Consider the following 25,804-nt stretch of genomic DNA (forward strand, 5'->3'; position numbering starts at 1 on the left):
ATTCAGGGTTTTTACTAGTAGAGGTATGGCGGTTATTCTAAGCTTTTTAGTACGTCGGTTATTTTTTCATAAGCCCAAAACTTTTCATGCACAATTTTATGATCAACTTTTTCATGTGCCCATGTAGTGTGAAAAGGAATATGTACCGCATGTCCTCCGATGGCTAAAACCGGTAAAACATCCGATTTAAGAGAATTTCCAATCATGAAAAACTCATCAGGCTGAATCTCCAATCGTCTTATCAAATCCGAGTAATCAACTTCTTGTTTGTCTGACATCACTTCAATATGATGAAAGTAATGACCTAGACCGGAATCATGAAGTTTTCTGCGCTGGTCTAATAAATCTCCTTTTGTAGCCACAACAAGTTTGTACTTTCCGTGAAGAGCCGCCAAGGTTTCTTCAACTCCGTCCAATAAAACAATTGGTTTTTCGAGTAACTCTTTTCCGTACTGAACGATTTTTTCTATAATTTCGATTGGAATGGTATTGTTAGAGATATTCATCGCAGCTTCAATCATCGAGAGGATATAGCCTTTTATACCATAACCGTATAGTTTAAGGTTGTCAATCTCTACTTTGAAAAGTTGTTGTGAAATCCCTTGGTGCGATAAATAATCTTCCATTAATGCGCAGAACTTTTTCTCTGTTTCATCAAAATAAGTTTCATTGATAAATAGCGTGTCATCTGCATCGAAAGCTATTACTTTTAAATTTTTCATGCTTTTTTTTGTGTTGCCAAAGAAGAATCGGCCGTTGTTTTGTTAAAAATATTTTTTATTGAAAGTGTCTTTGTGTAAAATGTAGTTCGGATTCCTAGAAGTAAAATTATACCGCCAATAATCATGTTAAAAGTTATTTTTTCATCTAAAAACAGCCAAGCCAGAATAGAAGTTAGTACCGCTTGCCCCAGTAAACTTAGGGAAATGCGGGTGGGGCGCATGTGTTGAGTTGCGTAACTAATCGATAGCCATGCCATCAACTGACATACCACGGCTTGAATAAATAAAACCATCCATCCCAGATCAGAAAAGCCTGAAAAGGGTTCTTTGATAACAATGCATATTATAGCTAGATATATTGTGGATGCTAGCAAACTAATAACCATAAAGGAAAGAACGTCAATATGGGTAAGTGCTTTTTTACTGACCAATAAATAAATAGAGTAAAATATCCCTGATAGAACTGCGAGTATGAAGGCACTGTCAAAATCTAACTTCAGAAAAAACTGGAAACCTACTAACATCGCCATTCCAAATAAAGCTACTGTTGTTCCTATCCAAAAATTAGTCGCCGGTTTAGTTTTTAAAAACACGTAAGAAATGATACCCACCCAAAGCGGGGATAAATTGGTCAGTAATGATGCCTGTGTAGCACTGGATTCCTGAATGGCTATATTCCAGACTGCTACATCCGAAGCGAATAGTATTCCGCAAAGAACCGCTAGTATTAAATATTTTTTTTCTGGGAGTTTAAATTTTTTAGTGATCAACACATAGGGTAATAGCAAGGAAACAGCAATTGCCATCCTGTAAAATGCTGAAATTAACCCAGGAGTCAGCCTGATTTTAACCAATATTGGGAAAATCGAAATACAAAGTATTCCGAAAGCAAGTGCTAATCTTGGTTTTGTATTCGTCATTTTTTAATCAGCGAAGTTTCTAATTATATATTTCTTGTTTTTATTATCATAATATCCTAAATAATAATTATTATCCACTTTAAAAAGTGTTTCAGTAGAAATATCTTGTAGACTATTATAAAATGCTCCTAGCTTATTCACTATGAAATCATCGGTGTTTCTATCTAAAAAATTTCCTTCTCTATCTAAGATAACACTGCAATATACTTCTTCGGGTGTTGAAAAAGGATTAAAAGGTTTTTGTAGATAAATAAACTGTTCAGTAAATTGTGGACTTGGCCCTGGACGCCCGCCAAAGTTCTTTATTTGCATTTGCATATTCATAGAATTGTGTGGCGTCATATTCTGTCGCATCGTCGACATCAGATTAAAATTATGATAGGATTGAGATCTATTTATAACGGGGACAGCGCCAAAAGTTACAAAGGAATCAATTCCATACTTAACACAATTAATGCTTAAGTTTTTATTGTAAACCTCTGAAAGGAATTGTAAAGGTTTCTCAATGATTTTATCTCGTCCAAAGTCATCTCCTGTTTTTAGTATTTTTGCGTTTTTTAACCCCAAATCGATGCTGTCATTTATCATGTATTCCTTTATTAAAGTACCGTTCAAATCTTTCAAATCGATTTTCATTTTCTTTCGGGTAAGTTTTATTTGATAAATCTTATCCTCAAAAAGAAAAGAATTTGTTTTAGTATTTTGAGGATCGGAATCTTCAATAAAGGGCATAGTGATAAGATTGACTTCTGTTTTAAGAGTTTCTAAATCAATTACAATTAACTGAGTGAAATTGATATTATGGTCTAAAGCTATTGTGATTTCTTTTTTATTTGAATAAATTTTTCTCCTATTTGCAGCTCCGCTCAATCTGGAAGGGACATCAAGATTTACAATTTGAGTATTGCCAAATTCAGGCGAAAGAACGTTGTCATAAAGTGGGGAAAGCTTAAAATTTTCATCGTAGAATTTTCGTTCTTTTAAATCAATAGCATACGCTTTAATAATGAAATTTTCGTCAAAAACATATAACCTCAGCATAGAGGTTTTCTCTACTATAGTCAAAAGATATAATTTGTTATTCTCTGAGAAGTTGCCTAAAACTTTTTCATTTAGTAAAGGCAATTGTTGAGTTACTCCTCCTATACTTTTAGATTTAAAATTGAAGCTCTGAGCATATATGTTTTTAAAATCTTCAGAAGCCCAAAATAACCTTATGTTTCCGTTACTTTTATTATAACCAATCATATTGCTATAATTACTGCTTTTTGGACTTACAGTTGTAATGGAGTCTTTTATCTGCATATTTTGATCTAACAAAAGAGCCTTGACTTTCTTATTGTCGCTAACAAAAAAAGTTGTGATATGGGTCTCTTTGTCAACTATTTGAAAAACGTCTTTGTCCTTTTTTAGGGGAAGAGGAAATGAATTTAAGAGTTTCTGAGAAAAACAACTTCCATAATAGAACAATAAAATTGCTAATATAATTTTTCTCATAATATGGTTGGTTTTTTTAATAAGATAATTAATGCATTCTGGTAAATGTATTATTTTAATTAAAATAAAAATGTCAAAAAAAATATTTATTTTCTAAATAGATTTTTTGACATTTAATTCACTTCAGGAATATAATTAATTTATAGTCTCACCATTCGTAACTTCTGCGTCTGGGTTCACAAAAACCAATTTCCCTTCGGCACTGGTGGTCATCAAAATCATTCCTTGACTTTCGACGCCACGAAGATTTCTTGGAGCTAAGTTTACCAATACCGTAACTTTTTTACCTACAATATCTTCCGGTTTAAAACTCTCGGCAATTCCTGAAACGATGGTGCGGACGTCGATTCCAGTATCCACTTTTAAAATCAACAGTTTGTTTGCTTTCGGCATTTTCGATGCTTCTATTATCGTTCCTACACGTAAATCCATTTTAGAGAAATCATCAAACTGAATGGCTTCTTTTTGTGGTTCTACTATTTTATTTTCCGCTTTATTCGCTGTTTTTGTAGCTTCTAATTTGTCTATTTGTTTCTGAATTTCTTCGTCTTCGATTTTGGCAAAAAGCAATTCTGCTTCGCCTATTTGGTGTCCTGCAGAAATCAAATCAGAATTAGTTGAAACAGTGTTCCAATCAATTTTGTCTTCAATTTTTAGAATACGAGATAGTTTAGTCGATGTAAATGGTAAGAAAGGTTCACAAAGTGAACTCAAAGCAGCAGCGATTTGCAAGGCAACATACATCTGTGTTTGCACACGACTTTCGGCGGTTTTTATCATTTTCCAAGGCTCTTCGTCGGCCAAATATTTATTTCCCAAACGAGCTACGTTCATCATCTCACCCAAAGCTTCCCTGAACCTATATCTTTCAATAGAGCTAGAAATTACGGCAGGATATGCTTTCAATTCCGTTAAAGTAGCTTCGTCCACTTCTGAAAGTTCATTTGGTTGAGGGACGATTCCATTGTAGTATTTATTGGTTAAAACCACTACGCGGTTAATGAAATTCCCGTAAATCGCAACCAATTCATTGTTGTTTCTAGCCTGAAAATCTTTCCAAGTAAAATCATTATCTTTAGTTTCTGGTGCGTTAGAAGTCAAGGCATAACGCAAAACATCTTGTTGGTTTGGAAATTCTTCCAAATATTCGTGCAACCAAACCGCCCAGTTTTTTGAAGTCGACAATTTATTTCCTTCTAAGTTTAGGAACTCATTTGCAGGAACGTTGTCTGGCAAAATATAACTTCCTTCAGCTTTCAACATCGCAGGAAATATGATGCAATGGAAAACTATATTGTCTTTCCCGATAAAGTGAACCAGTTTTGTATCCTTCTTTTTCCAATAGGGTTCCCAGTCTTTTCCTTCGCGTAAAGCCCATTCTTTGGAAGATGAGATATAGCCTATTGGTGCGTCAAACCATACATATAATTTTTTTCCTTCGGCACCTTCAACCGGAACATCAATTCCCCAATCTAGGTCGCGAGTCACCGCGCGAGGCTCTAGTCCTCCGTCAATCCACGATTTAACCTGTCCGTAAACATTGGGTTTCCAGTCGTTTTTATGCCCCACGAGAATCCATGCTTTCAAAAATTCTTCATAACGGTCCAATGGCAAAAACCAGTGCTTAGTCGATTTCATAATAGGAGTTTCTCCCGTAATGGTCGATTTTGGATTGATTAAATCTGTAGCGTTAAGTGTAGAGCCACATTGTTCACATTGATCACCATAGGCTTCTTCATTACCACATTTTGGGCAAGTTCCTATAACAAAACGATCTGCCAAGAACTGATCCGCTTTGGCATCATACAATTGTTCGGTAATTTGTTCTATAAAATCACCTTTCTCGTATAATGTCGTAAAGAATTCCGAAGCTGTATCGTGATGTATTTTAGCCGAAGTTCTTGAATAATTATCAAATGAAATTCCAAAATCAGAAAATGATTTACGAATAATGCCATCATATTTATCAATTACTTCCTGAGGCGTTATGCCTTCTTTTTTGGCTTTCATGGAAATAGCAACACCGTGCTCGTCGCTTCCGCAAACAAACAAAACGTCTTTTCCCTGCAATCTCAGGTAACGAGAATAAATATCTGAAGGCACATAAACACCAGCCAAATGGCCAATGTGAATTGGTCCGTTCGTATAAGGTAATGCTGCTGTAATCGTATATCTTTTTGGATTCTGTATCATGATTCAATTTTATTGGATGCAAAAATAAGCAATAGAATTTTATTTGGGGCTATTTAGCTTCGCTGAATCTTCTATGTCCTGCTATCCGGTGTAAATATATTCACTGAACTCCGCTGTGAATAAGAGCGTGGTGAACTAATCTTTTACTTTTTAAAGAAAAAGTAAAAAGATTTCCACTTTTATCTAGACTCACATCTTTGCTAAGTTTATAAATTGATAGAGTATTTAAGTTTGAAATTATAAATGAACGAGAGATAAAAGAATTTAATAATGTGATGCTCGATAACATAGAGTTCGAAACTGAAAAAGTATTTTTTTAAACAAAACCGGAACAAAACCGGTGTGAAATAGTGGTAAAAAACGCATCAGAATAGTAATACTAGTAACAAAACTGAAATTACTTGGGTAGTTTTTTTTAAACTCTTGAGAATAAAGTAATGTTAAAAGAACTGTATAAAATAAAAATGATAGAATGGAAATTGAAGAAAAACAAGAGAAATACTTTTTTCTAAACTATATGATTAGTTCTTAATCTAAGGAAATTATGGACACTTTTGAGAGGTTTAAAACAAGATCTTTTCAAGTATCGATGCTTTAATCCTGCTCAATTTAGCAAAAAATTCATCTCTGGAGGACCAATAAATAATATCATAAATCAAAATGTTTATTTACATCCACCTGTTTAAGAATTATTTAACATATAGTAGCAACGTTGGTAGTATATAGTTTCAATCTAAAACTAATAAACGGAACTCAGTCAATTTCAAAAAATAAGGTTAAAAATAGGAAAAGAAAGAAAAATATAATATATTTCGAAATTATTTTTTTTTCAGGTACAGAGTCTTGCAAATCTTTTTATTAATATTATTTTAACTTATGAGAGATTTTTATTTGTTTATAGTGGTTATTTGCTTAGGATTTTGTCCGTTAAAAGCACAAATCACATTACAATTCACAATTAATCAGTCTCCTCCTTTAGTTGCTAATGCGGGATCAGATAAAACTATTTCACAAGGTAGCCAAACCATATTAGGAGGTACTCCTACAGCCTCTGGTGGTTCAGGTATTTATACTTATTTATGGGCTCCAGCTGAAGGCTTAAGTCAAACAACTATTGCAAATCCTATAGCAAGTCCCTCACAAACAACAACTTATACGCTTACCTTGAGTGATGGTAAAAAATGCAATAAAACCTCCTCGATAGTCATTTCAATTAATTCGCTTGGAATAGAGGATGTGGAAGATGAAAAAAATCTTCAGATTTTCCCCAATCCCAATAATGGCAGCTTCATAATAACATCTGAAAAAAGTTTAGGTGAAGGTGCTGTTCTGATTGAAGTATTTAATGCTATCGGTATGTTAATTTATTCGGAAAGCGTTTCTGAGTACTGGAATAAATGGAATAAGTCCATCAACCTGCCTTCTAAATCCACGGGACTGTATTTCTTAAGGTTGTCTGGCGACGAGCTAAACATTTTTAAATCGATAATGATACAATAATCATACTAATTTTCTTTTTTAACTGTATTATGAAAAAAACATACTTAAAGAAAAACAATTGGATTCTAATTTTATTGGTTTTACAAACAATCTACTCTTCCAATATTGTAACTGGTCAAACTATTTATAAAGGTGATTCTGTTCAACTCTCTGTTACGAATTCCTATAGGGGAGCTATAAAATGGCAGGAATCTGTTAATGGAACTACTTGGGTAGATATAGCTGGCGGAACAATAAATAATATGTGGGTAAAACCTCTTGTTAACACTCAATTTAGAGCTATAGTAACGGAAGAAGCTTGCGACCCAATTTATTCTATTATTAAAGCGATTACCATAAGTACGGATACAGGACTTGTAGTTAATACACCTGTTGTTAGTTCATTTAATGCTTCCGTTGTTAATTTGGATGGGCAAATAAGTAGATTAGGAGGGGATGCAAAAGTTGCTGCAAGAGGTATGTGCTGGAGTAAATCAAATAATCCGAAAATTAATGATAGCAAAACATCAGATGGTATTGGTATAAGCACGTTTAATAGCATCATTTCAGGGCTTACAGAAAACACAACTTATTATATACGTTCCTATACCATTACCGATGGTGGAATAGTAATATATAGCAATGAAATAACAGTAACAACTCTACCATCAGTAACAATATCAACAGTTAATGCATCTAATATTACGGCTTTTACAGCTACAGCAGGTGGTAATATTACACTGAATGGAACAGAAACAGTTCTTGCTAAAGGAGTTTGCTGGAATACCAGCCAGAATCCAACCATAGCCGATAGTAAAACTACAGATGGTATCGGGGCTGGAACTTATTCGAGTTCTTTAGCCAATTTAATATCAGAAAAAATATATTACCTGAAAGCATATGTTACAGCTAGCAATGGTATCACCTATTATGGCGAACAAACTACTTTTGAAACTTCTCCTAGTTATACATTCAGTATTCAAACTACTACAGTTTCAGCGGTTTCAGTTACTACTGCAAATTCGGGCGGAAACATACATATAACCGGAACCGGAACAGTTGCAGCGCGCGGAATTTGCTGGAGTACTGCTCCCTTACCAACGATCACAGATAGTAAAACCTCGAATGGTACGGGTATCGGAAATTTCGTCAGTTCTTTATCGGGTCTAATTGCTGGGACTACTTATTTTGTAAGGGCTTATGCCACTTCAGGTACTGGTAAAACTTCATATGGAAATGTACTTAGTTTTACTTCATTAGAAGGTGTAACAGTTACATCCACTGCGATTTCTGCAATTACCACCTCTTCTGCTATTTCAGGTGGAACGATCGCTGACCTGACTGGTGGAACGATGGTGGTTAATTCACGGGGAGTCTGCTGGAGTATCAATCCAAATCCTACAATAGCCAATAGTAAATCCACCGATGGCAACGGGATGGGTATTTTTACCACCGCTTTAACCGGTTTGAATGCGGTTACAAAATATTATGTACGTGCTTATGCTACGATTGCTTCAGGAAAAACCATTTACGGTAATGAAAATAATTTCACCACTGCTCAGCCTTTAAATGTAGTTATTACTACAAATAATGTGGCAAATCTTACTGCTACCAGTACAAGTGCCAGCGGCAATATTACTACAACGGGCTTTGGTTCTATTACTGAACGCGGCTTGTGCTGGAGTACGAGTCAAAATCCAACCGTTTCCGATTACAAAACAATGGATGGTAGTGGGATTGGCTTATTTACTAGCACGATAACGGGATTAAACCCTGGGAGCACCTATTATATGCGTGTCTATGCCATCACAGATTCAGCTGCCACCGTTTACGGAAACCAGATATCATTCATCCCACCCAGTCCTTTAACGATTACTACTACCGCTATGTCTGCACCTACGGCAGTTTCAGCAAGTACGGGTGGTAATATTGCAATTTTAACCGTTGGGACTTCGGTTACTTCAAGGGGAGTTTGTTGGAGTAATTTACCGAACCCAACTATTGCTAACAATAAAACTACGGATGGAACGGGTGTAGGTTCATTTATTAGTTCCCTAACAAGTTTAAATGGCAGTACAATTTATTATGTGCGTGCATATTGTATAACCAATACAGGTATTACTATTTATGGTAACGAGGTTTCTTTTACTACTTCTCAGCCCCCCCCGTCAGACCTTATACTTATCACAGAAAAGGTTTCCTTGATTACAGATTATTTAGGCTTTTGTAGAGCTACTGTAACTGGCACGACTCCTATCAGCAAAAGTGGTCTTTGCTGGAGTAAAGCACCAAATCCAACCATTGCCGACAGTAAAACAGTTTCCTATGCTGGGGGGCTACCGAATATACAGGGTGACTTAACAGGTTTGGATGCTTTTACTACCTATTATGTTCGGGCCTATGCCACTGCTACAACTGGATCAACCAATTATGGCAACCAGGTTTATTTTACTACAGTAAAAAAAGTGATTCCCGAAACTCCTGTCGTAATAACAACATTTGTGGATAAAATAAATAGTACATCAGTCTTTGTGGGTGCAAAAGCTACCAATCTATCTTTTGCAAAACTCGGCGTTTGTATAAATACGACACAAAACCCAGATATTAGTGGGATTGTAGCAGATATCATAAATAGCAAAGGTGATTTTGACTATATGATAACTTTTAAGGGATTAAAGCCTGGTACTAAGTATTATGTCCGAGCCTATGCTATACCTGGAAGCGAATATGATTATGGGGACCCGATTTATGGTAATGAAATGTCGTTCACTACCTTGCCGAACGAAATTACCGAGTATTCAATAAAAACACTTGAGCCTACTTTTACAACTCTCTATGGAGCAAATAATTATGATGTTGTTTCTGGAGGGATGATAGACGGCTCAGCTACACCACTTGTAGACGGTTTAAGTACTTATGGTTATTGTTGGAGTAAAACACCCAATCCTACAATTGCGAACAACAGTAATGTAAGTATACCTGTTTCGTCTTGGTCAAATGTAAATATTTTTAGATCTTTTCCTATTAGGATCCCGGTTTCATCAATCGATACTCCGCAAAGTTTAGCGTATTCATCGGTCTATTATTTAAGGTCATTTATTACGATAAAAACGGGTGAAATTATCTATAGCAACCAGATTACGTTTACCACTCCTGCAGCGCCACCTTTTTGGATCAATACAGGAAATTCGGGAGTCAGCGGAAATAACATATATGGTCTAAGCTGCATTGTAACCAAACTCGGTTCAGAAACCATCGTAGCGCGGGGTGTTTGCTGGAAAACGACTCATAGTCCAACAATTACTGATTGCCACACGATGGATGGAACAGCAACTGGGACAATCGAGAGTATTGCAAGACCTATAGAATATGGGATTCATTATTATTTCCGGGCTTATGTTACTGGTAGCAGTGGAATTACCTATTACGGAAATGAACGCTCCTGGGGACATGATGCTCCCACAGTAACTAACCCAACCAATCCGGTTATCATTGAAGATTCGAATCCAAATCCAAACCCAGCATTAAGCGTTACCACCAATATCGCTACCGCTATTACCACTAATACGGCTTCCCTAGGAGGAACTGTATCTGGCTCATCAACAGTAAGTGTGCGAGGAGTCTGTATTTCTACCAGCCAAAATCCTACTACGAATAACTCCAAAGTTACTTTGGGCTCCGGATTGGGTAATTTTAGTGGAAATATTACCGGTTTAATTTCCGGCACCAGGTATTACGTCCGTGCCTATGCCATATCTGCTTCCGGCACAACTTACGGAAATCAAATTACATTTATCACGCAGAGCGTGAACGCGGGAGGAGGCGATATGTTGCTTACTTATGTTGCTCACGCTAAAGGAGCCAATGATTGTACAAGTATGTCAAAAGGGTATTATACAAAAGTTATCTACTCGAAAAACCTGGCAGCCGAACAAATACTTGCCGTAAATTCCCTAAAAACCCAATACGGATCAACTGCAACTTTCACTTATAAAACTAGCTTTCTTCGATACGCTGCTGTCATTCGATATGTCTATCCTATGTCTGGCTGGAATTGTAATATAACTGCTATTACCATTGGATTTGGAACAAGTGCAGCTGCAGCATTGAATAGTGCTGTTCAAAGTAAAACTGGTTATGTGGGTAGCAGTATACCTTATACTGTTTTAAAGACAATAACCTGGTAACAAACATGTTATTGTCTTGTTTTTTAATAAGTTCCGTTTAAAGAACAGTATTAAATTTAGTAAATTATTGCTATTACAACTTTGTATCTGAATTTTCCAGTATGGTTCCCAATATTTTCCTTTGCGCAAGGTAAATTCTTTTGGGACTGATATCGAAGGAATTGGCGTATCAAGCCGTATATATTTATAATCACTGAACTCCGCTAAAAATAGAAATTAAGTGAAGTAATCGGTGCAAGAGAATCGTGCTAAACAGTATGATTATTTAAACAAAACACAAATTATCATTGAGGTTAGTTTGATGTAATTGCTAAAATGTTGAGCGTAGCATTACTTTTTTAGGGAGGCTTTTTTTACATTTGTAACGGATTTAATTAAGACCGTAAATCATGGCAAAGGGACCGGAAAAAAACACTAAAAATAAGGCTTTACATATCAAATTGCTAAATCAGAAAAAGACTAAGCTTCAAGAAGAAAAAAAAGAAAAAGCATTGCGTTTGAAAGTACTAGTTACAAAAATGAATGCGAAAAGAAATAGTAGTGAATCTGGTGATAGATAAATTATATTGTGTTTCGTTTCTGTTTTAATTTAACTGAAATTTGCAGCAAACTCTTTAAAACAAAATCAAATGGAATTCGGTAAAATAATCATTTCAGAAACAGCAATGAATAGCGACAATCCGCAGGACGTAATCCATTCTAACATTTCGGTAATTAACTTGATGCGCGAGGAGGGAGTTGATGACGATTTAATTCACGAAGACGCAATAATGAGCTATTATTTGGATTATTATACAGCGCAATGTACCGAGGGAAATTTCGCTCAATTTGTATACAATTCACGTTGGGATAAAGAACTAAATGAATTAGTGGAAGAAGCTTTGGCTTTGGTTAGTGCCGAAAAGCATTTGGAATTATTCCAACAACAATGCAAAAAAGTCAGCTTGATGAGCAGCGTAAAATTGAATAAATTCCTGAAAGGAAAGCTAGAAGGCGTAAATCCAACAAGAGATGTCCTTAATGCACAATCCTTTGCCTCAATCGAAGAAAATTTAGTGGTCTTGAATGCTAATTTTTTAAAATCACATCCCGATTTTGAAGTGCTTACAGTAGACGATATGTTTGCCGTTTTGGAAGAGTTTGTTGGACACGAGATCAAAAGGGCATAGGCCAAGTCAAAAGTCTTAAAATTGTTTCACACTGAATTCAATTGTTTTTTCAGCATCCATTAAACCTGACTAAAGTGCTGGTAAAATTAAGTTGTCACTGAGCCTTTGACTTTATGAGTTTTGACTTTAGACTTTTGGGTGAACTTTTGTCCCTTTTCTACCAAACATTTCATTAAATTTGCTTCCATTAATATATAAGTAGAGTTATAAAAATCAAGCTATGTTACAAATCGCATTTATTAGAGAGAATCAGGAAAAAGTAATCCACGCTTTGGCAAAAAGGAATATGGATGCCACCAGTGTTGTTGAAGAGGTTGTAAAACTGGACGAAAGACGTCGTGCTACTCAAGTCGAGTTAGACGGTATTTTATCTGAATCTAATAAGTTATCCAAAGATATTGGCGAAATGATGAAAGCCGGAGAGAAATCAAAAGCCGCGATACTTAAAGAAAAAACAGTTTCATTAAAAGAGAAAAGTAAAGGTTTAGCTGAAATAGCGGACGTTATTGCTCAAGAACTTTTAGAAAAACTATATACATTACCCAATCTTCCAGCTGATATTGTTCCAGAAGGAAAAACTCCAGAGGAAAACATAAATGTGTTTGAAGAAGGTGCTATTCCCGTTTTGCATGAAGGTGCACAACCGCATTGGGAATTAGTAAAAAAATACGATATCATTGATTTCGAATTGGGAGTAAAAATCGCGGGTGCAGGATTTCCAGTTTATAAAGGAAAAGGAGCACGTTTACAACGCGCTTTGATTAACTATTTTTTAGATAAAAATACAGCTGCTGGTTACAATGAAGTTCAGGTTCCCCATGTAGTAAATGAAGCGTCTGCTTATGGAACAGGACAATTGCCGGACAAAGAAGGCCAAATGTATCATGATGCTGCGGATGATTTATACTTAATCCCTACGGCTGAGGTTCCTGTAACCAATATGTTCAGGGACGTAATCCTTTCCGAAAATGAATTGCCGGTTTTAACTACTGCTTACACACCCTGTTTCCGACGTGAAGCAGGTTCTTACGGTGCACATGTACGTGGACTGAACCGTTTACACCAATTTGACAAAGTGGAAATTGTGCGTGTGGAGCACCCAGACAACTCTTATAAAGCTTTGGACGCAATGGTAGAACATATAAAAGAAATTCTAAACGAGTTGAAGTTGCCCTATAGAATATTGCGTCTTTGTGGAGGCGATATGGGCTTTACATCGGCATTGACCTATGATTTTGAAGTTTTTTCTACGGCACAAGACCGTTGGTTAGAGATATCTTCAGTTTCAAACTTCGAAACCTTTCAAGCAAATCGGTTGAAATTGCGTTTCAAAGACAAGGATGGTAAAAACCAATTGGCACACACCTTGAACGGAAGTTCTTTGGCTTTGCCAAGGGTTTTAGCAGGAATTCTTGAGAATTACCAAACTGCGGATGGAATCGTAATACCTGAAGTTTTGCGTCCATATTGCGGATTTGATATTATAGATTAAAAAATTAAACATATAAGCCATGTAAGTTTGCAGGTTCCTAAAATTAAGCTGTGCTAAAGCTTACATGACTTATATGGTCAATAAATAGATATTTGAAGACACAAACGGCAATTAATAATGAAAAAACTCTTTCTAAATATCACTCTGTTTTTTTCATTAGTTTGTTTTTCTCAAAACGAGCAATTGGCGGAATATTATTATGACAAAGGCGATTTTGAAAAAGCGAAAATTGGTTTTGAGGAATTACTAGTAAGCGTTCCTCAAAACATGCAATATTTTCTGAGAACGATAGATTGTTACCAGCAATTAGAACAATACGATGTTGCCGAAAAAGCAATACAGTCTCGCTTAGACAAATACAATCAAGGGAACGTTTTGGTCGAGTTGGGGTATAACTTCCAATTGCAAAAAAAAGAGGATGAGGCCTTAATTTATTACGACAAGGCTATAGAAAGAATCAAAAAAAATCCGAATGAAGTTTATGGAATAGCCGCTTCATTTGAGAAAAAAGTATTGCTAGAAAGGGCATTGAGATCATATCAAACTGCAACAGATGTACAGCCTAATCTTAATTTTAATTTCCAAAAAGGTCTGCTTTACGGGCAATTAGGAAATCCGGATATGATGATTTCTACTTTTCTTGACGAAGCTTTCGCAAATCCCCAAAACTCAATACTGATCCAGAATCAATTGTCCCGTTTCATGTCAGAAGATAGCGATGCTAATTTTAATGAGGCGATGCGAAAAGCATTAATTATCCGAGTTCAAAAAAATCAAGATCTTTTCTGGAACCATTACTTAAGTTGGTTCTACGTTCAACAAAAAGAGTTTTCTAAGGCCTTTATTCAGGAAAAAGCCATTTACAAGCGCAACCCGGAATCACTTTCTAATATTGTGAACCTAGCAAACTTATCCATAGAGGAAGGAGATGAGGATATTGCCAAAGAAATTTTGGGATTTGTGATAGAGAACACTAAGGATATAGGGCTGCTTATTCAAGCGCAGACTTATTTGATCAAAATGAAAATAGACAAGGCGCAAGACAAAGATTTTGTTGCTATAAATGCGGAACTGTCCAGTTTACTTACGGAATATGAAATAAGTCCTTTTAGCTTACCTTTGCAATTAATTCAAGCACATTTTGTGGCGTTTAATTTGAAGGATCCAGAAAAAGGAAAAGCAATTATAAAGAAAACGCTCGACCTACAACTGAACGATTATCAAGTAGCGCAGGCAAAAATGGAATTGGCGGATATTTTACTTTTCGAAGAAAAATTTAATCAGGCATTGCTTTATTATTCTCAAATAGAGACGAATTTGAAAAATGATGAGGTCGCTCATGAAGCGAGTTTGAAAGCGGCTAAAACTAGTTATTTTAAAACCGATTTCGTTTGGGCACTGAAGCAGTTCAAGGAATTGAAATCTGCCAATACGCAATTGATTGCTAACGACGCTTTGGAGTACTTTCTTTTGATAAATGACAATACTGTCGCCGATTCGACACAAACGGCATTGAAGGAATTCGCCAAGGGAGACTACCTATTGTACCAAAATAGAAACAAGGAAGCCATCACGCAGTTTCAATCTGTTTTAGAGAAGTATAAAGGACAGGAGATAGAGTCGGTAACATTATTGCGACTTGGGAAAATTTATGAAAAAACGGGAGATTATAATTTGGCTTTAAGCCAATATCAAGAAATAATACAGCATCACAGTGCCGGAATTTATATTGATGAAGCTTTGTTTTTTTCGGCAGAAATTTTTAATAAAAAACTGGCAGCAGCTGAAAAAGCCAAACCACTATACGAAAAGATAATTTTTGATCATCAGGATAGTATTTATTTCGTAGAAGCTAGAAAGAGTTTTAGAAAATTAAGAGGAGATACAAATTTATAAAACACCTTAATATACTAATCGAATAACTGTTTAAACAATTAACCGATTTAACCCAATTGAAAAAATGATAATATACAACGTTACCACAAACATACATGAAAGCGTTCATGATCAATGGATGATTTGGATGCAACACAAGCACATTCCAGAAATTTTAGCGACTGGAAAGTTTTCTTCTGCTCGATTGGTTCGGGTTTTGATCGAGGAAGAAATGGGCGGCGTAACCTACTCGGCACAGTACACGACTGACAGCAAAGAAACTCTAGAAAAATACTATCTGGAAGACGCACCCAGATTTAGAGAAGAAGGAGCAAGCTTGTTTGGAGATAAAATGCTCGCTTTCAGTACTGAGTTGGAATTGATTTCAGACCATTAGCGGAAAGTAAACAGTATTCAGTTTAGTACATCAAATAGGTAATTATAAGATACAGATAGAAGAAGTGAGTGGCCTCATCTAACTTAAAAATAGTCTAGAGAGAATAAGTTTTGAGTTGGTAAACTTTAAACTTGGAACTTTAAACTTTAAACATAAAAAATGGAAAAAGTAAAAGCCAAAAAACATCTTGGGCAGCATTTCTTGAAGGACGAAAGTATCGCTAAGGACATCGCGGATACTCTGAACCTGGAAGGATATGAAGATTTATTAGAGATAGGTCCGGGAATGGGTGTTTTGACAAAATATTTGTTAGATAAACCTGTCAATACTTATGTTATTGAAATTGATACAGAATCAGTGACGTATCTGGAAGAGAATTATGCCAAGTTAAAAGATAGAATTATATCTAAGGATTTCCTTAGGTATGATATTAATGAAACTTTCGAAGGAAAGCAATTTGCGATCATCGGGAACTTTCCTTATAATATTTCGACCCAGATCGTTTTTAGAGCATTGGAATATCGCAACCAGATTCCCGAATTTGCGGGGATGTTTCAGAAAGAAGTGGCGCAACGAATCTGTGAAAAAAAAGGAACAAAAGCTTACGGAATATTATCCGTTTTAGTGCAGGCATTTTATGATGCAGAATATTTGTTCACTGTTGATGAAACTGTTTTTATTCCGCCACCAAAGGTAAAATCGGGTGTTTTACGTTTGCGCAGGAAAGCGGATTATAGTTTGCCTTGCGGCGAAAAGTTATTTTTCACAGTGGTAAAAACAGCATTTCAACAACGAAGAAAAACTATGCGTAACAGTTTAAAGACATTAAACCTGTCAGATAGTTTAAGAGAAGATCCTATCTTTGACCTTCGTCCAGAGCAGCTGGATGTAGCACAGTTTATAGAACTTACTCAAAAAATAGAAGCCGATGGAATTTAAAATCAGCAAAGACCTGATACTCGAGTTAGAGCAACACATTGTTAATAAGAAAGACCAGGAATTATCTCGCCTTCTTAGCGATTTGCACCATGCTGATATCGCCGAGATTTTGGACGAGCTTGATTTTGATGAGGCAACCTATATTTTTAAAGTATTAGATTCCGAAAAAACTTCGGAAATCCTTCTGGAACTGGAGGATGATTTACGGGAGAATATCTTAAAAAGACTTTCTGCCAAAGAGATTGCCGAAGAACTGGATGAGTTAAACACGGATGATGCCGCTGATATCATCGCGGAGCTTTCGCAGTCCAAAAAAGAAGAGGTAATCTCTGAGCTGGACGATTTAGAGCATGCAAAGGATATTATTGATCTTTTGCGTTATGACGAGGATACTGCCGGTGGTTTGATGGGAAAGGAACTCGTGAAAGTTAATGAAAATTGGAGTGTGCTTACTTGTGTAAAGGAAATGCGTGCTCAGGCGGAAAACGTATCACGTGTACATTCCATTTACGTTGTTGATGATGAAAACAGGTTAAAAGGGAGGTTATCACTTAAAGACTTGCTGACTACGTCGACCAAAACACCGATTGCCGAAATTTATATTAAAAAAGTGACCTCGGTTAATGTTGATGCTGAAGATGTTGAGGTTGCTAGGATTATGCAAAAATATGACCTAGAGGCTATTCCAGTGGTCGATGCTATGGGACGATTAGTAGGTCGTATCACCATTGATGATATTATAGATGTTATTAGGGATGAAGCGGACAAAGATTATCAGTTGGCTGCGGGTATCTCAAATGATGTAGAAGCAGATGATAGTATTTTAGAATTGTCCAAAGCACGCTTACCATGGTTAGTTTTAGCACTTTTGGGTGGTTTTATTACCGTTCGCGTATTGGGTTTATTTGAAGGGGCTATGGCTGAACACGGAAATTTATTCTTTTTCACTCCTTTAATCGCTGCTATGGCGGGAAATGTAGGAGTGCAGTCATCGGCAATAATAGTTCAGGGTATAGCTAATAATACATTGAGCGGCTCCTTGTTTAACCGCCTCGTAAAAGAGGTGTCTTTGAGTTTGTTAAACGGTGGTATTCTGGCAATCATTCTGTTTTTGGGAAGTTATTTCCTTTTGGATGAACCACCGATAATTGGGGTTGTTATCACTAGCGCATTAGTTTCAGTAATTATTATCGCTTCTCTTATAGGTACATTTATACCATTATTACTTGATAAATTTGGCATTGATCCCGCATTGGCGACCGGCCCGTTTATAACTACAAGCAATGATATTTGCGGAATTTTAATTTATTTTTCTATAGCAAAAATGATTCTAGGATTTTAAGACTAACTAAACAACCAAAAAACTATAACCACTTAACACTTTCCGTAGCGTTTACTTCGTATTTGTAACCGGTCAAGGAAAGGAAAACCACAACCATAATGAAAATACATATAATCGGAGGGGGAAACTTAGGCGTTGCAATCGCAAAAGGGATATTAAAATTTTCGCAAGGAAATCAAATTACAATTACTAGAAGAAATACGGCAAGTATTCTTTATTTGGAGGAATTGGGTGTCACTGTTTCTTCTGATAATACAGACGGAATTCAGGAGGCAGATATCATTATCCTTACCATAAAGCCTTATCAGGTAGATATTGTTTTGGCGGAAATTTTACCACAAATTAATAACAAGGTTTTAGCGTCAGCCGTGAGTGGATTGTCAATAGAGAATTTGCAAAACAAGATAGGGGCTTCGAATAGTGCCATTCGAATCATGCCTAATATCGCATCACAATTTGGCGCATCGGCAACCTGCATCGCTTTCCATGAAAAGGACAAAGAGAAAGCGCAATATGTAGTCGCACTTTTCGAAGATTTGGGAACAGCGCCGATTATAGACGAGAAATTGATGGATGCAGCTACTGTTCTTGCTGCCTCAGGAACCGCTTTTGCCTTGCGTTATATTCGCGCTTCGATGCAAGCAGGAATCGAAATAGGCTTTGACTGGAAAACAGCATTGGCAATTTCTGCACAAACTGTAAAAGGAGCTGCCGAAATGATCATGGAAGAACAGGTACATCCAGAACAATTGATTGATCGTGTTACCACACCACAAGGTTGTACGATTGCGGGATTGAACGAAATGGAAATGCACGGATTCAGTTCGTCTTTGATACGCGGAATTAAAACTTCATTGAAACAAATTAAGGGGTAAGCTAAATCTTGACTTGCCTTCATTAACAAAGGGTCTTATCAGCATCAGGTTGATAAGACCCTTTTTTTATTGGCGGAGAGCTCTCTGTTATATTGCGGAGATTGATTTCGACTACGCGAACAGCTGCAACCGCGCAATGGGTTGAGGAATTGCTTTCATCATTAAGGGGAGTCTTGTTTCCAAATCAAATTTGTAACTTTGAGCAATATTAAATTAAGAAAAAAATGTTGAAACCAGAAAGCATTAAAATACTTCATATCGATAGTAATAACCCTATTTTATGGGGAGGATTGCAAACATTAGGTTTTACGAACCACGAAGATTTCACTTCTTCCAAGGAAGAGATTGAGGCGAAAATCGAGGACTATCAAGGAATCGTAATCCGTAGCCGCTTCAAAATCGACAAGGCATTCTTGGACAAAGCCACTAACTTGCAATTTATAGCACGAGTAGGAGCCGGTCTGGAAAGTATTGACTGTGAGTATGCGATATCAAAAAACGTCGAATTGATAGCCGCGCCCGAAGGAAACAGGAATGCAGTTGCTGAGCATACACTAGGAATGATTTTGTTGCTTTTTAATAAACTGAATACTGCAGATAAAGAAATTCGCTCGGGACATTGGAATCGCGAAAGCAATCGTGGTCATGAACTTGAAGGTAAAACGGTTGGGATTATAGGATATGGAAATATGGGGAAAGCTTTTGCCAAGAAACTGCGCGGTTTTGATGTTGAGGTCTTGTGTTATGATATTCTGGAAAATGTGGGGGATGCCAATGCAAAGCAGGTTTCACTAAAAGAACTGCAACTAAAAGCCGATGTATTGAGTTTGCACATTCCGTGGACGCCCCAAACCAATAAAATGGTAGATGCGGTATTTATAGATGGTTTTGCCAAGTCTTTTTGGATTTTCAATACCTCTCGAGGGAAAAACATAGTAACGACAGATTTAGTGGCCGCTATGCAGTCTGGAAAAATTCTTGGTGCTGGCCTAGACGTATTGGAATATGAGAAATTGTCTTTTGAAACCCTTTTTCAAGAAGATAAAACCCCAGAAGCATTCCAGTATTTACTAGAAGCTCCAAATGTAATTTTGACTCCGCATGTGGCCGGTTGGACTTTCGAGAGTCATGAGCGACTGGCGAAAGTTATAGTTGATAAGATAAAATTAAAGTATTTTGGACAAACTCTTAAGGCGGAGTTATAAGACAGAATAGCTGATGTGGGCGGGTTTTTTTTATTTAAAGAAGCCCAAAAATTGCCTGCCCAGCGAAAGGCATTTCAAATGAAATATTAGGGTTGATGACTTAGAGAAGCTGCAGGATCGATTAAAAAGTAAAGAAGTAACTCTAACTTCAAAACCCCCCATTTTAATCATAAGAGACTGCTCTGAACTTTAGATTTCGAAGGTGATGAAAATGAACTTTGGTAGCTATAGATTCGGCTTTCAAATAAATTTTCGTAAATTTAGTATTGAAAACCGTTCAAATTATAAATACACGATGGAAAACACCAAATACGAACACTGGAATAACCCGCAACCCCCTCAAGAAGACAATAAAAAATGGGCAGCGGGTCTGTTGGCAATACTTTTGGCGCCTTTTGGAGTACATAAATTCCTTTTGGGGTATACCAAAGAAGGCATAATATGGTTAGTGATCAGTCTTTTCACATGGGGTACTGTCACGGGTTTACTTGGACTTATTGAAGGAATCATATACCTTACAAAATCGAACGAGGAATTTTATCAAACCTATCAGGCTAATAAAAAAGCATGGTTTTAGACATAAAAAAGTCTCGACATTGTCGAGACTTTTTTATGTGATATTTTGTAAAACAGCTATTTATTTAACCTTCTTTTTCTGTTAATTTTCGCTCTAGTTCTGCTTGAAACTCTTCCATAACCGGTTTCATGGTGCTTTCAGGAATATCTGCAATCCTAATGTACATCAAGCCGTCCACCGCATTATTGAACAAGGGGTCCACATTAAAAGCAACCACCCTTGCATTTTGCTTGATGTATTTTTTTATCAATACCGGCAAACGCAAAACACCAGGTTCAAGTTCGTCTATAATTTTATCAAATTTATTTAAGTCGGCCTCGGTTTCATTAAAGATAAAATCTTTGTCGGCATCCTTTAGCTTGACTTTGTAAGCTTTCTTGGGGTGAACGTACTGTGCTATATACGGATCGTAATAATTTGATTTCATGAATTCAATCATCAAAGATTTCGAAAAATTTGAGAATTGATTGCTAATACTTACCCCGCCAAGAAGAAATTTGTGTTCTGGGAAACGTAAAGTCGTATGAATAATCCCTTTCCAAAGTAAGAAAAGTGGCATTGGTTTTTGCTGGTACTCCTTGATGATAAATGCTCTACCCATTTCAATGGACTTGTCCATCATGTCGTCTAATTCAGGTTCAAAACGAAAAAGTTCATTCAAGTAGAATCCTTCAATTCCATATTTAGGAAAAATTTCAGAACCTAATCCCATTCGATAAGCTCCAGCGATTTGCTTTGCATTCTCATCCCATAAAAAAAGATGGTGGTAGTATTGATCATATTTGTCGAGATCAATAGACTGATTAGTTCCTTCTCCCACTTCCCTAAATGTAATTTCACGCAAGCGACCTATTTCATGGAGAATGTTTGGAATTGTATTAGCCTCAGCAAAAAACACCTCATAGTTTTTGCTTTGCAAAAGTCTGCAATCCGTATTCCTTAAGTTATCAACTTCCGCAATCATTTTTTCGCCATTAGCCGGATTTGCTATTTCTTTTGGACTTCTGGGGATTTTTAAAGTTGGAGGCGTCAGTAACTTACTTTCTTTGTTGTATGGATTAGCCAGGATATAGGTCTTTTTTCTCAGGAATTCCGAATAGGCTTCGATAGTTTTATATTCATTTTGTTCGGCTACAGAAATGGGTCTGCCGATACGTACTTTTATTACACGACGTTTTTGGCTAAAAACTTCCGAAGGTAATTTTGCTGTACGGAAGGTGCCGCTAATTTTAGAAAGAAAATAAAACAGCCAACTGTTTTTAGCATGAAAATAAATGGGAATAACAGGGACCTGTGCTTTTCTAATTACTTTAATGGCGCCTTCTTCCCAGGGTTTGTCTACCATCAGTTTTCCGTCTTTATAGCTGGAAACTTCTCCTGCTGGAAACATCCCAAGAGGTTTTCCATCACTCAAGTGACGTAAGGTTTCCTTGATTCCTATAACGCTTGATTTAGCTTCCTTAAGATGTTCAAAAGGATTTACAGGCATAATGTATTTCTGGAGAGGTTTAATTCTATGCAACAAAAAATTAGCGATTATTTTAAAGTTAGGCTCTTTTTCCAGCATTAACTTCAACAATAAAACACCGTCTATTCCTCCCAGCGGATGGTTAGAGATGGTGATATAGGCGCCATCTTTAGGTAGGCGTTTGAAATCTTCTTGCGGAATTTCAAATTTGATATCAAGATCGTCTAATATTGCATTTAGGAACTCAATGTCTTCTAGATGTTTATTGCTATCGTAAAATTTATTGAGCTTAGATATTTTTAAAATCTTCATTAAAAGCCAACCGGAGAAAGTTCCGAAAACCCCATATTTTTCAGCATTTATTGCTTTTGCAACTTCTTTGGCGGTAACTAAACCCATTTCCTTATTGTTTATTGAACGAAAATCAAAGATAGAAAAAAACTCCACTATCTGGCTATTGCCCTACGGATTTTGTTGCTTTTGCAGTATATCCTTTTTAATTTTTAGTACTTTTGGTGACCAAAAAAGTACAACAATGAGAATTATCTCTTACAATGTTAACGGAATTCGTTCTGCAATTTCAAAAGGATTCATCAACTGGTTGCAACAAGCAGACCCTGATGTAATTTGCCTCCAAGAAATCAAAGCTTCTCCAGATCAACTTCCATTATTAGATTTCGAATTGGCCGGATATCCATATCACTACTGGTTTCCTGCAACTAAAAAGGGATACAGCGGTGTAGCCATTTTGTCCAAAAGGAAACCTAATGATGTCGTCTTTGGGACAGGAATTCCTCATATGGATTTTGAAGGCCGGAATATCCGTGTGGATTTTGATGAGATGTCGGTTATGAGTCTTTATTTACCTTCGGGTACTAATAGCGAAAGACTGGATCATAAATACATGTTTATGGATGATTTCCAGAACTATATTACGGAATTAAAAGCAACGATTCCTAATTTAGTAATCTGCGGAGATTATAACATTTGTCACGAAGCGATTGATATACATGATCCTATTCGGACTAAAAATGTCTCGGGGTTTTTACCTAAGGAAAGAGCTTGGCTTGATGATTTTCTAAAAAATGGCTTCATCGATAGTTTTCGTTTTTTGAACAAGGAGCCAGACAATTACAGCTGGTGGACGATGCGCGTCCCTACCGCTAGAGCTAACAACAAAGGATGGCGTATTGACTATTGCTTAGTCAGCGAACCGTTGAGAGACCGGATAAAAAGAGCACTTATATTGCCCGAAGCAAAACATTCTGACCATTGTCCCGTTTTAGTAGAAGTAGAATAAAGTTAAAATAGATAATAACCCAATCTTAAATTATAAAAATGATAAAGAAAATCGCTCTAGGATTACTGATTATGGTACTTTCGACTTCTTGTGTGTCCAAGAAAATATACACTGACTTAGAAAACAAATACACTGATCTAAAAAAGGAAAACAGAAGTTTAGCCGACGAAAACTCGGAACTTATGAAAGCCAAAAATCAATTAGAATTGGATCAGGACGTATTAAAAAATGATTTCGCTAACTTGAAACTGGAACGTGACAAATGGCTTGCTGATTATGGTGCTTTAAGTAACAAAATGGATGTACTTAATGATTCTTATAAAGCATTGGAGAAAAACAGCAATGAGGCTTTGCAACTTAACATGAGCAAAAACCGTGATTTGCTTTCTCAATTAGATGCTAAAGGAAAAGCATTGGCGATTGAACAAGAGCGCTTGAACAAAAGTGCTCAAAGATTGCAAGAAATGGAATCCTTGATTGCTGCCAAAGAAGCAACAATGAAAAAGTTAAAGGAAACACTTTCTAAAGCCTTAAATAGTTTTGAAGGAAAAGGATTGACAGTAGAACAAAAAAACGGGAAAGTATACGTGTCTATGGAAAACAAATTGCTTTTCAATTCTGGTAGCTATTCAGTAGGTGATGAGGGAAAAAAAGCCGTAGTTGAACTAGGAAAAGTTTTAGGTGATAATCCAGACATTTCAGTTTTGATTGAAGGACATACAGATGATGATGGTTTTTCAAGTTCAGGGCCAATTGCCAATAACTGGGATTTATCAACCAAAAGAGCCACTGCAATTGTTGCTATTTTGAGTGAAAATGCTGCCATCAACAAACAAAATCTTACCGCTGCAGGTAGAGGAGAATTCTCTCCTTTGACAAGTAATGCTACTCCAGAAGGGAAAGCTAAAAATCGTAGAATCGAAATTATTCTTACACCAAGGTTGGACGAAATAGCTGAGATGTTAAATGAGATAAATTAAAAAGAAGTCTAGGCTGAAAGAGAGAAAGGTTCAGAGTTTTTACTTTGAGCCTTTTTTAGTACCGGGAGCGTTTCGAAAATATCTGTTAATGTGATCTCGGACACGACTAATAAAATCTACATTTGTATACTTATCTATAGAAAAACACATAAATGAAATATACTAGTTTACCCAATACCGATATAAAAGTCAGCAAAATTTGTCTTGGAACAATGACTTTTGGACAACAAAACACAGAAGCAGATGGTCATGCACAAATGGATTATGCGCTAGAACAAGGCGTTAATTTTTTTGATACCGCCGAGATGTATTCAGTTCCTGCCCGGGAGGAGACTTATGGTAGCACTGAAAAAATCATTGGAACCTGGTTTAAAAAAACAGGAAAAAGGGAAGAAGTGGTTTTGGCTTCAAAAATTGCGGGACCCAACCCGAACTTCAGTTATATGCGGGAGAAAAATGATTTTTCACCGGCTAGTATTAAATATGCCTTAGACAATAGTTTGCAACGTTTACAAACGGAGTATATCGATTTGTATCAATTACATTGGCCAGAGCGTAAAACTAACTGTTTTGGACAACGAGGATTTAAGATACAAGAGGACGCGTGGGAAGACAACATTCATTCTGTTTTAGACACTTTAGGAGGCTTTATAAGAGAGGGAAAGATCAAGCATATTGGACTTTCTAATGAAACGCCTTGGGGACTGATGCGTTTTCTGGAAGAAAGTAAATACAACCATTTGCCTAGGATTAAGACGGTTCAAAACCCATATTCTTTGTTGAACAGACTTTTTGAAAACGGTTCTTCTGAGGTTTGTATGAGAGAAAACGTGGGTCTATTGGCTTATTCTCCAATGGCTTTTGGTATTTTGTCGGGTAAATTTTTATCGGGTGAAAGTCATCCCAATTCCCGCCTTAATCTTTTTCCGCAAATGGCCAGATACAATAGTGAGCAGTGCGCGGAAGCAACTCGCTTGTATCAAGAAATTGCACATAAAAACGGATTAACATTGACGGAGTTGTCATTGGCATTTATCGAGCAACAGGCATTCTTGACTAGCACGATAATTGGAGCCACAACCATGGAACAATTAAAAGAAAATATAGATACCATCGTGGTCACTTTAATTACCTGTTTAAAGGTGCTTACAAGGTTTTTGCTAAACATTTGCTAAACAATTTTAGAA

At 36.5% G+C, this 25,804-nt stretch carries 20 protein-coding genes; 15 read left to right on the forward strand and 5 right to left on the reverse strand.

Annotation, left to right across the window (positions count from 1 at the left end):
* Positions 1-32 precede the first annotated feature (32 nt).
* The 4 genes from ACEN2H_RS02500 to metG all read right to left on the reverse strand — a co-directional run bounded on the left by ACEN2H_RS02500 (position 33) and on the right by metG (position 5,332).
* A complete protein-coding gene (locus tag ACEN2H_RS02500; RefSeq protein WP_441730072.1) occupies positions 33-722 on the reverse strand; it encodes an HAD family hydrolase in 690 nt (229 codons plus the stop codon).
* A complete protein-coding gene (locus ACEN2H_RS02505) occupies positions 719-1,642 on the reverse strand; it encodes a DMT family transporter (protein WP_441730074.1) in 924 nt (307 codons plus the stop codon). The genes ACEN2H_RS02500 and ACEN2H_RS02505 overlap by 4 nt, the downstream gene beginning before the upstream one ends.
* A gap of 3 nt (positions 1,643-1,645) precedes the next feature.
* Positions 1,646-3,139 carry a hypothetical protein gene (locus ACEN2H_RS02510; protein WP_441730076.1) on the reverse strand — a complete coding sequence of 498 codons (1,494 nt, stop codon included), beginning with the start codon at positions 3,137-3,139 and terminating at the stop codon, positions 1,646-1,648.
* A 135-nt stretch (positions 3,140-3,274) separates the two neighbouring features.
* Positions 3,275-5,332: a methionine--tRNA ligase gene (gene metG / locus ACEN2H_RS02515; RefSeq protein ID WP_441730077.1), complete on the reverse strand. Its 2,058-nt coding sequence runs from the start codon at positions 5,330-5,332 to the stop codon at positions 3,275-3,277.
* 876 nt (positions 5,333-6,208) lie between these two features.
* On the opposite strand from metG, the gene ACEN2H_RS02520 reads away from it, so the two are divergent.
* The 12 genes from ACEN2H_RS02520 to ACEN2H_RS02575 all read left to right on the forward strand — a co-directional run bounded on the left by ACEN2H_RS02520 (position 6,209) and on the right by ACEN2H_RS02575 (position 20,869).
* A complete protein-coding gene (locus ACEN2H_RS02520; RefSeq protein ID WP_441730079.1) occupies positions 6,209-6,832 on the forward strand; it encodes a T9SS type A sorting domain-containing protein in 624 nt (207 codons plus the stop codon).
* A 29-nt stretch (positions 6,833-6,861) separates the two neighbouring features.
* Entirely contained in the window at positions 6,862-10,998 is a 4,137-nt protein-coding gene (locus tag ACEN2H_RS02525; RefSeq protein WP_441730080.1) for a hypothetical protein, read from the forward strand.
* Between the two features lie 389 nt (positions 10,999-11,387).
* Positions 11,388-11,558 carry a hypothetical protein gene (locus ACEN2H_RS02530; RefSeq protein ID WP_441730082.1) on the forward strand — a complete coding sequence of 57 codons (171 nt, stop codon included), beginning with the start codon at positions 11,388-11,390 and terminating at the stop codon, positions 11,556-11,558.
* 69 nt (positions 11,559-11,627) lie between these two features.
* Positions 11,628-12,167: a DMP19 family protein gene (locus ACEN2H_RS02535; RefSeq protein WP_441730084.1), complete on the forward strand. Its 540-nt coding sequence runs from the start codon at positions 11,628-11,630 to the stop codon at positions 12,165-12,167.
* A gap of 220 nt (positions 12,168-12,387) precedes the next feature.
* Positions 12,388-13,659 carry a serine--tRNA ligase gene (gene serS, locus ACEN2H_RS02540; protein ID WP_441730086.1) on the forward strand — a complete coding sequence of 424 codons (1,272 nt, stop codon included), beginning with the start codon at positions 12,388-12,390 and terminating at the stop codon, positions 13,657-13,659.
* 117 nt (positions 13,660-13,776) lie between these two features.
* On the forward strand, positions 13,777-15,555 hold the full coding sequence (locus ACEN2H_RS02545; protein ID WP_441730088.1) for a tetratricopeptide repeat protein: 1,779 nt from the start codon (positions 13,777-13,779) through the stop codon (positions 15,553-15,555).
* Positions 15,556-15,619: 64 nt separating this feature from the next.
* Complete coding sequence (locus ACEN2H_RS02550) at positions 15,620-15,931, forward strand: DUF4286 family protein (RefSeq protein WP_441730090.1); 312 nt, start codon at positions 15,620-15,622, stop codon at positions 15,929-15,931.
* 159 nt (positions 15,932-16,090) lie between these two features.
* A complete protein-coding gene (gene rsmA, locus ACEN2H_RS02555; RefSeq protein WP_441730092.1) occupies positions 16,091-16,870 on the forward strand; it encodes a 16S rRNA (adenine(1518)-N(6)/adenine(1519)-N(6))-dimethyltransferase RsmA in 780 nt (259 codons plus the stop codon).
* Positions 16,860-18,212, forward strand: coding sequence for a magnesium transporter (gene mgtE, locus ACEN2H_RS02560; RefSeq protein ID WP_441730094.1), 1,353 nt, complete (start codon positions 16,860-16,862; stop codon positions 18,210-18,212). Before rsmA ends, mgtE begins: the two co-directional genes overlap by 11 nt.
* A 98-nt stretch (positions 18,213-18,310) precedes the next feature.
* Entirely contained in the window at positions 18,311-19,087 is a 777-nt protein-coding gene (gene proC, locus ACEN2H_RS02565) for a pyrroline-5-carboxylate reductase (protein ID WP_441730096.1), read from the forward strand.
* A gap of 224 nt (positions 19,088-19,311) precedes the next feature.
* The gene (locus tag ACEN2H_RS02570; RefSeq protein ID WP_441730097.1) at positions 19,312-20,292 is read left to right on the forward strand and encodes a 2-hydroxyacid dehydrogenase; all 981 of its coding nucleotides are present in this window, start codon (positions 19,312-19,314) and stop codon (positions 20,290-20,292) included.
* A 295-nt stretch (positions 20,293-20,587) separates the two neighbouring features.
* On the forward strand, positions 20,588-20,869 hold the full coding sequence (locus tag ACEN2H_RS02575) for a TM2 domain-containing protein (protein ID WP_441730099.1): 282 nt from the start codon (positions 20,588-20,590) through the stop codon (positions 20,867-20,869).
* A 64-nt stretch (positions 20,870-20,933) separates the two neighbouring features.
* Here ACEN2H_RS02575 and ACEN2H_RS02580 read toward each other — a convergent pair whose 3' ends face one another.
* Positions 20,934-22,736: a GNAT family N-acyltransferase gene (locus tag ACEN2H_RS02580; RefSeq protein WP_441730101.1), complete on the reverse strand. Its 1,803-nt coding sequence runs from the start codon at positions 22,734-22,736 to the stop codon at positions 20,934-20,936.
* Positions 22,737-22,872: 136 nt separating this feature from the next.
* On the opposite strand from ACEN2H_RS02580, the gene ACEN2H_RS02585 reads away from it, so the two are divergent.
* The 3 genes from ACEN2H_RS02585 to ACEN2H_RS02595 all read left to right on the forward strand — a co-directional run bounded on the left by ACEN2H_RS02585 (position 22,873) and on the right by ACEN2H_RS02595 (position 25,792).
* Positions 22,873-23,637 carry an exodeoxyribonuclease III gene (locus tag ACEN2H_RS02585; protein ID WP_441730103.1) on the forward strand — a complete coding sequence of 255 codons (765 nt, stop codon included), beginning with the start codon at positions 22,873-22,875 and terminating at the stop codon, positions 23,635-23,637.
* A gap of 38 nt (positions 23,638-23,675) precedes the next feature.
* Positions 23,676-24,617, forward strand: coding sequence for an OmpA family protein (locus ACEN2H_RS02590; protein ID WP_441730105.1), 942 nt, complete (start codon positions 23,676-23,678; stop codon positions 24,615-24,617).
* Positions 24,618-24,769: 152 nt separating this feature from the next.
* Positions 24,770-25,792 (forward strand): aldo/keto reductase, encoded by a 1,023-nt coding sequence (locus ACEN2H_RS02595; protein ID WP_441730107.1) that lies wholly within the window; start codon positions 24,770-24,772, stop codon positions 25,790-25,792.
* The last annotated feature ends 12 nt before the right edge of the window (positions 25,793-25,804 follow it).

Origin of the sequence: Flavobacterium sp. W22_SRS_FP1 (assembly GCF_052113685.1) — a bacterium.
In the GTDB taxonomy this organism is placed as follows: Bacteria; Bacteroidota; Bacteroidia; order Flavobacteriales; family Flavobacteriaceae; genus Flavobacterium.

Coding starts and splice junctions, on each gene's coding strand:
- ACEN2H_RS02570 (WP_441730097.1), top strand. CDS start 19,312: ATGTTGAAACCAGAAAGCATTAAAATACTTCATATCGATAGTAATAAC.
- serS (WP_441730086.1), top strand. CDS start 12,388: ATGTTACAAATCGCATTTATTAGAGAGAATCAGGAAAAAGTAATCCAC.
- ACEN2H_RS02575 (WP_441730099.1), top strand. CDS start 20,588: ATGGAAAACACCAAATACGAACACTGGAATAACCCGCAACCCCCTCAA.
- ACEN2H_RS02580 (WP_441730101.1), bottom strand. CDS start 22,736: ATGGGTTTAGTTACCGCCAAAGAAGTTGCAAAAGCAATAAATGCTGAA.
- ACEN2H_RS02520 (WP_441730079.1), top strand. CDS start 6,209: ATGAGAGATTTTTATTTGTTTATAGTGGTTATTTGCTTAGGATTTTGT.
- ACEN2H_RS02500 (WP_441730072.1), bottom strand. CDS start 722: ATGAAAAATTTAAAAGTAATAGCTTTCGATGCAGATGACACGCTATTT.
- rsmA (WP_441730092.1), top strand. CDS start 16,091: ATGGAAAAAGTAAAAGCCAAAAAACATCTTGGGCAGCATTTCTTGAAG.
- ACEN2H_RS02535 (WP_441730084.1), top strand. CDS start 11,628: ATGGAATTCGGTAAAATAATCATTTCAGAAACAGCAATGAATAGCGAC.
- ACEN2H_RS02505 (WP_441730074.1), bottom strand. CDS start 1,642: ATGACGAATACAAAACCAAGATTAGCACTTGCTTTCGGAATACTTTGT.
- ACEN2H_RS02595 (WP_441730107.1), top strand. CDS start 24,770: ATGAAATATACTAGTTTACCCAATACCGATATAAAAGTCAGCAAAATT.
- proC (WP_441730096.1), top strand. CDS start 18,311: ATGAAAATACATATAATCGGAGGGGGAAACTTAGGCGTTGCAATCGCA.
- metG (WP_441730077.1), bottom strand. CDS start 5,332: ATGATACAGAATCCAAAAAGATATACGATTACAGCAGCATTACCTTAT.
- ACEN2H_RS02545 (WP_441730088.1), top strand. CDS start 13,777: ATGAAAAAACTCTTTCTAAATATCACTCTGTTTTTTTCATTAGTTTGT.
- ACEN2H_RS02510 (WP_441730076.1), bottom strand. CDS start 3,139: ATGAGAAAAATTATATTAGCAATTTTATTGTTCTATTATGGAAGTTGT.
- ACEN2H_RS02590 (WP_441730105.1), top strand. CDS start 23,676: ATGATAAAGAAAATCGCTCTAGGATTACTGATTATGGTACTTTCGACT.
- mgtE (WP_441730094.1), top strand. CDS start 16,860: ATGGAATTTAAAATCAGCAAAGACCTGATACTCGAGTTAGAGCAACAC.
- ACEN2H_RS02585 (WP_441730103.1), top strand. CDS start 22,873: ATGAGAATTATCTCTTACAATGTTAACGGAATTCGTTCTGCAATTTCA.
- ACEN2H_RS02525 (WP_441730080.1), top strand. CDS start 6,862: ATGAAAAAAACATACTTAAAGAAAAACAATTGGATTCTAATTTTATTG.
- ACEN2H_RS02530 (WP_441730082.1), top strand. CDS start 11,388: ATGGCAAAGGGACCGGAAAAAAACACTAAAAATAAGGCTTTACATATC.
- ACEN2H_RS02550 (WP_441730090.1), top strand. CDS start 15,620: ATGATAATATACAACGTTACCACAAACATACATGAAAGCGTTCATGAT.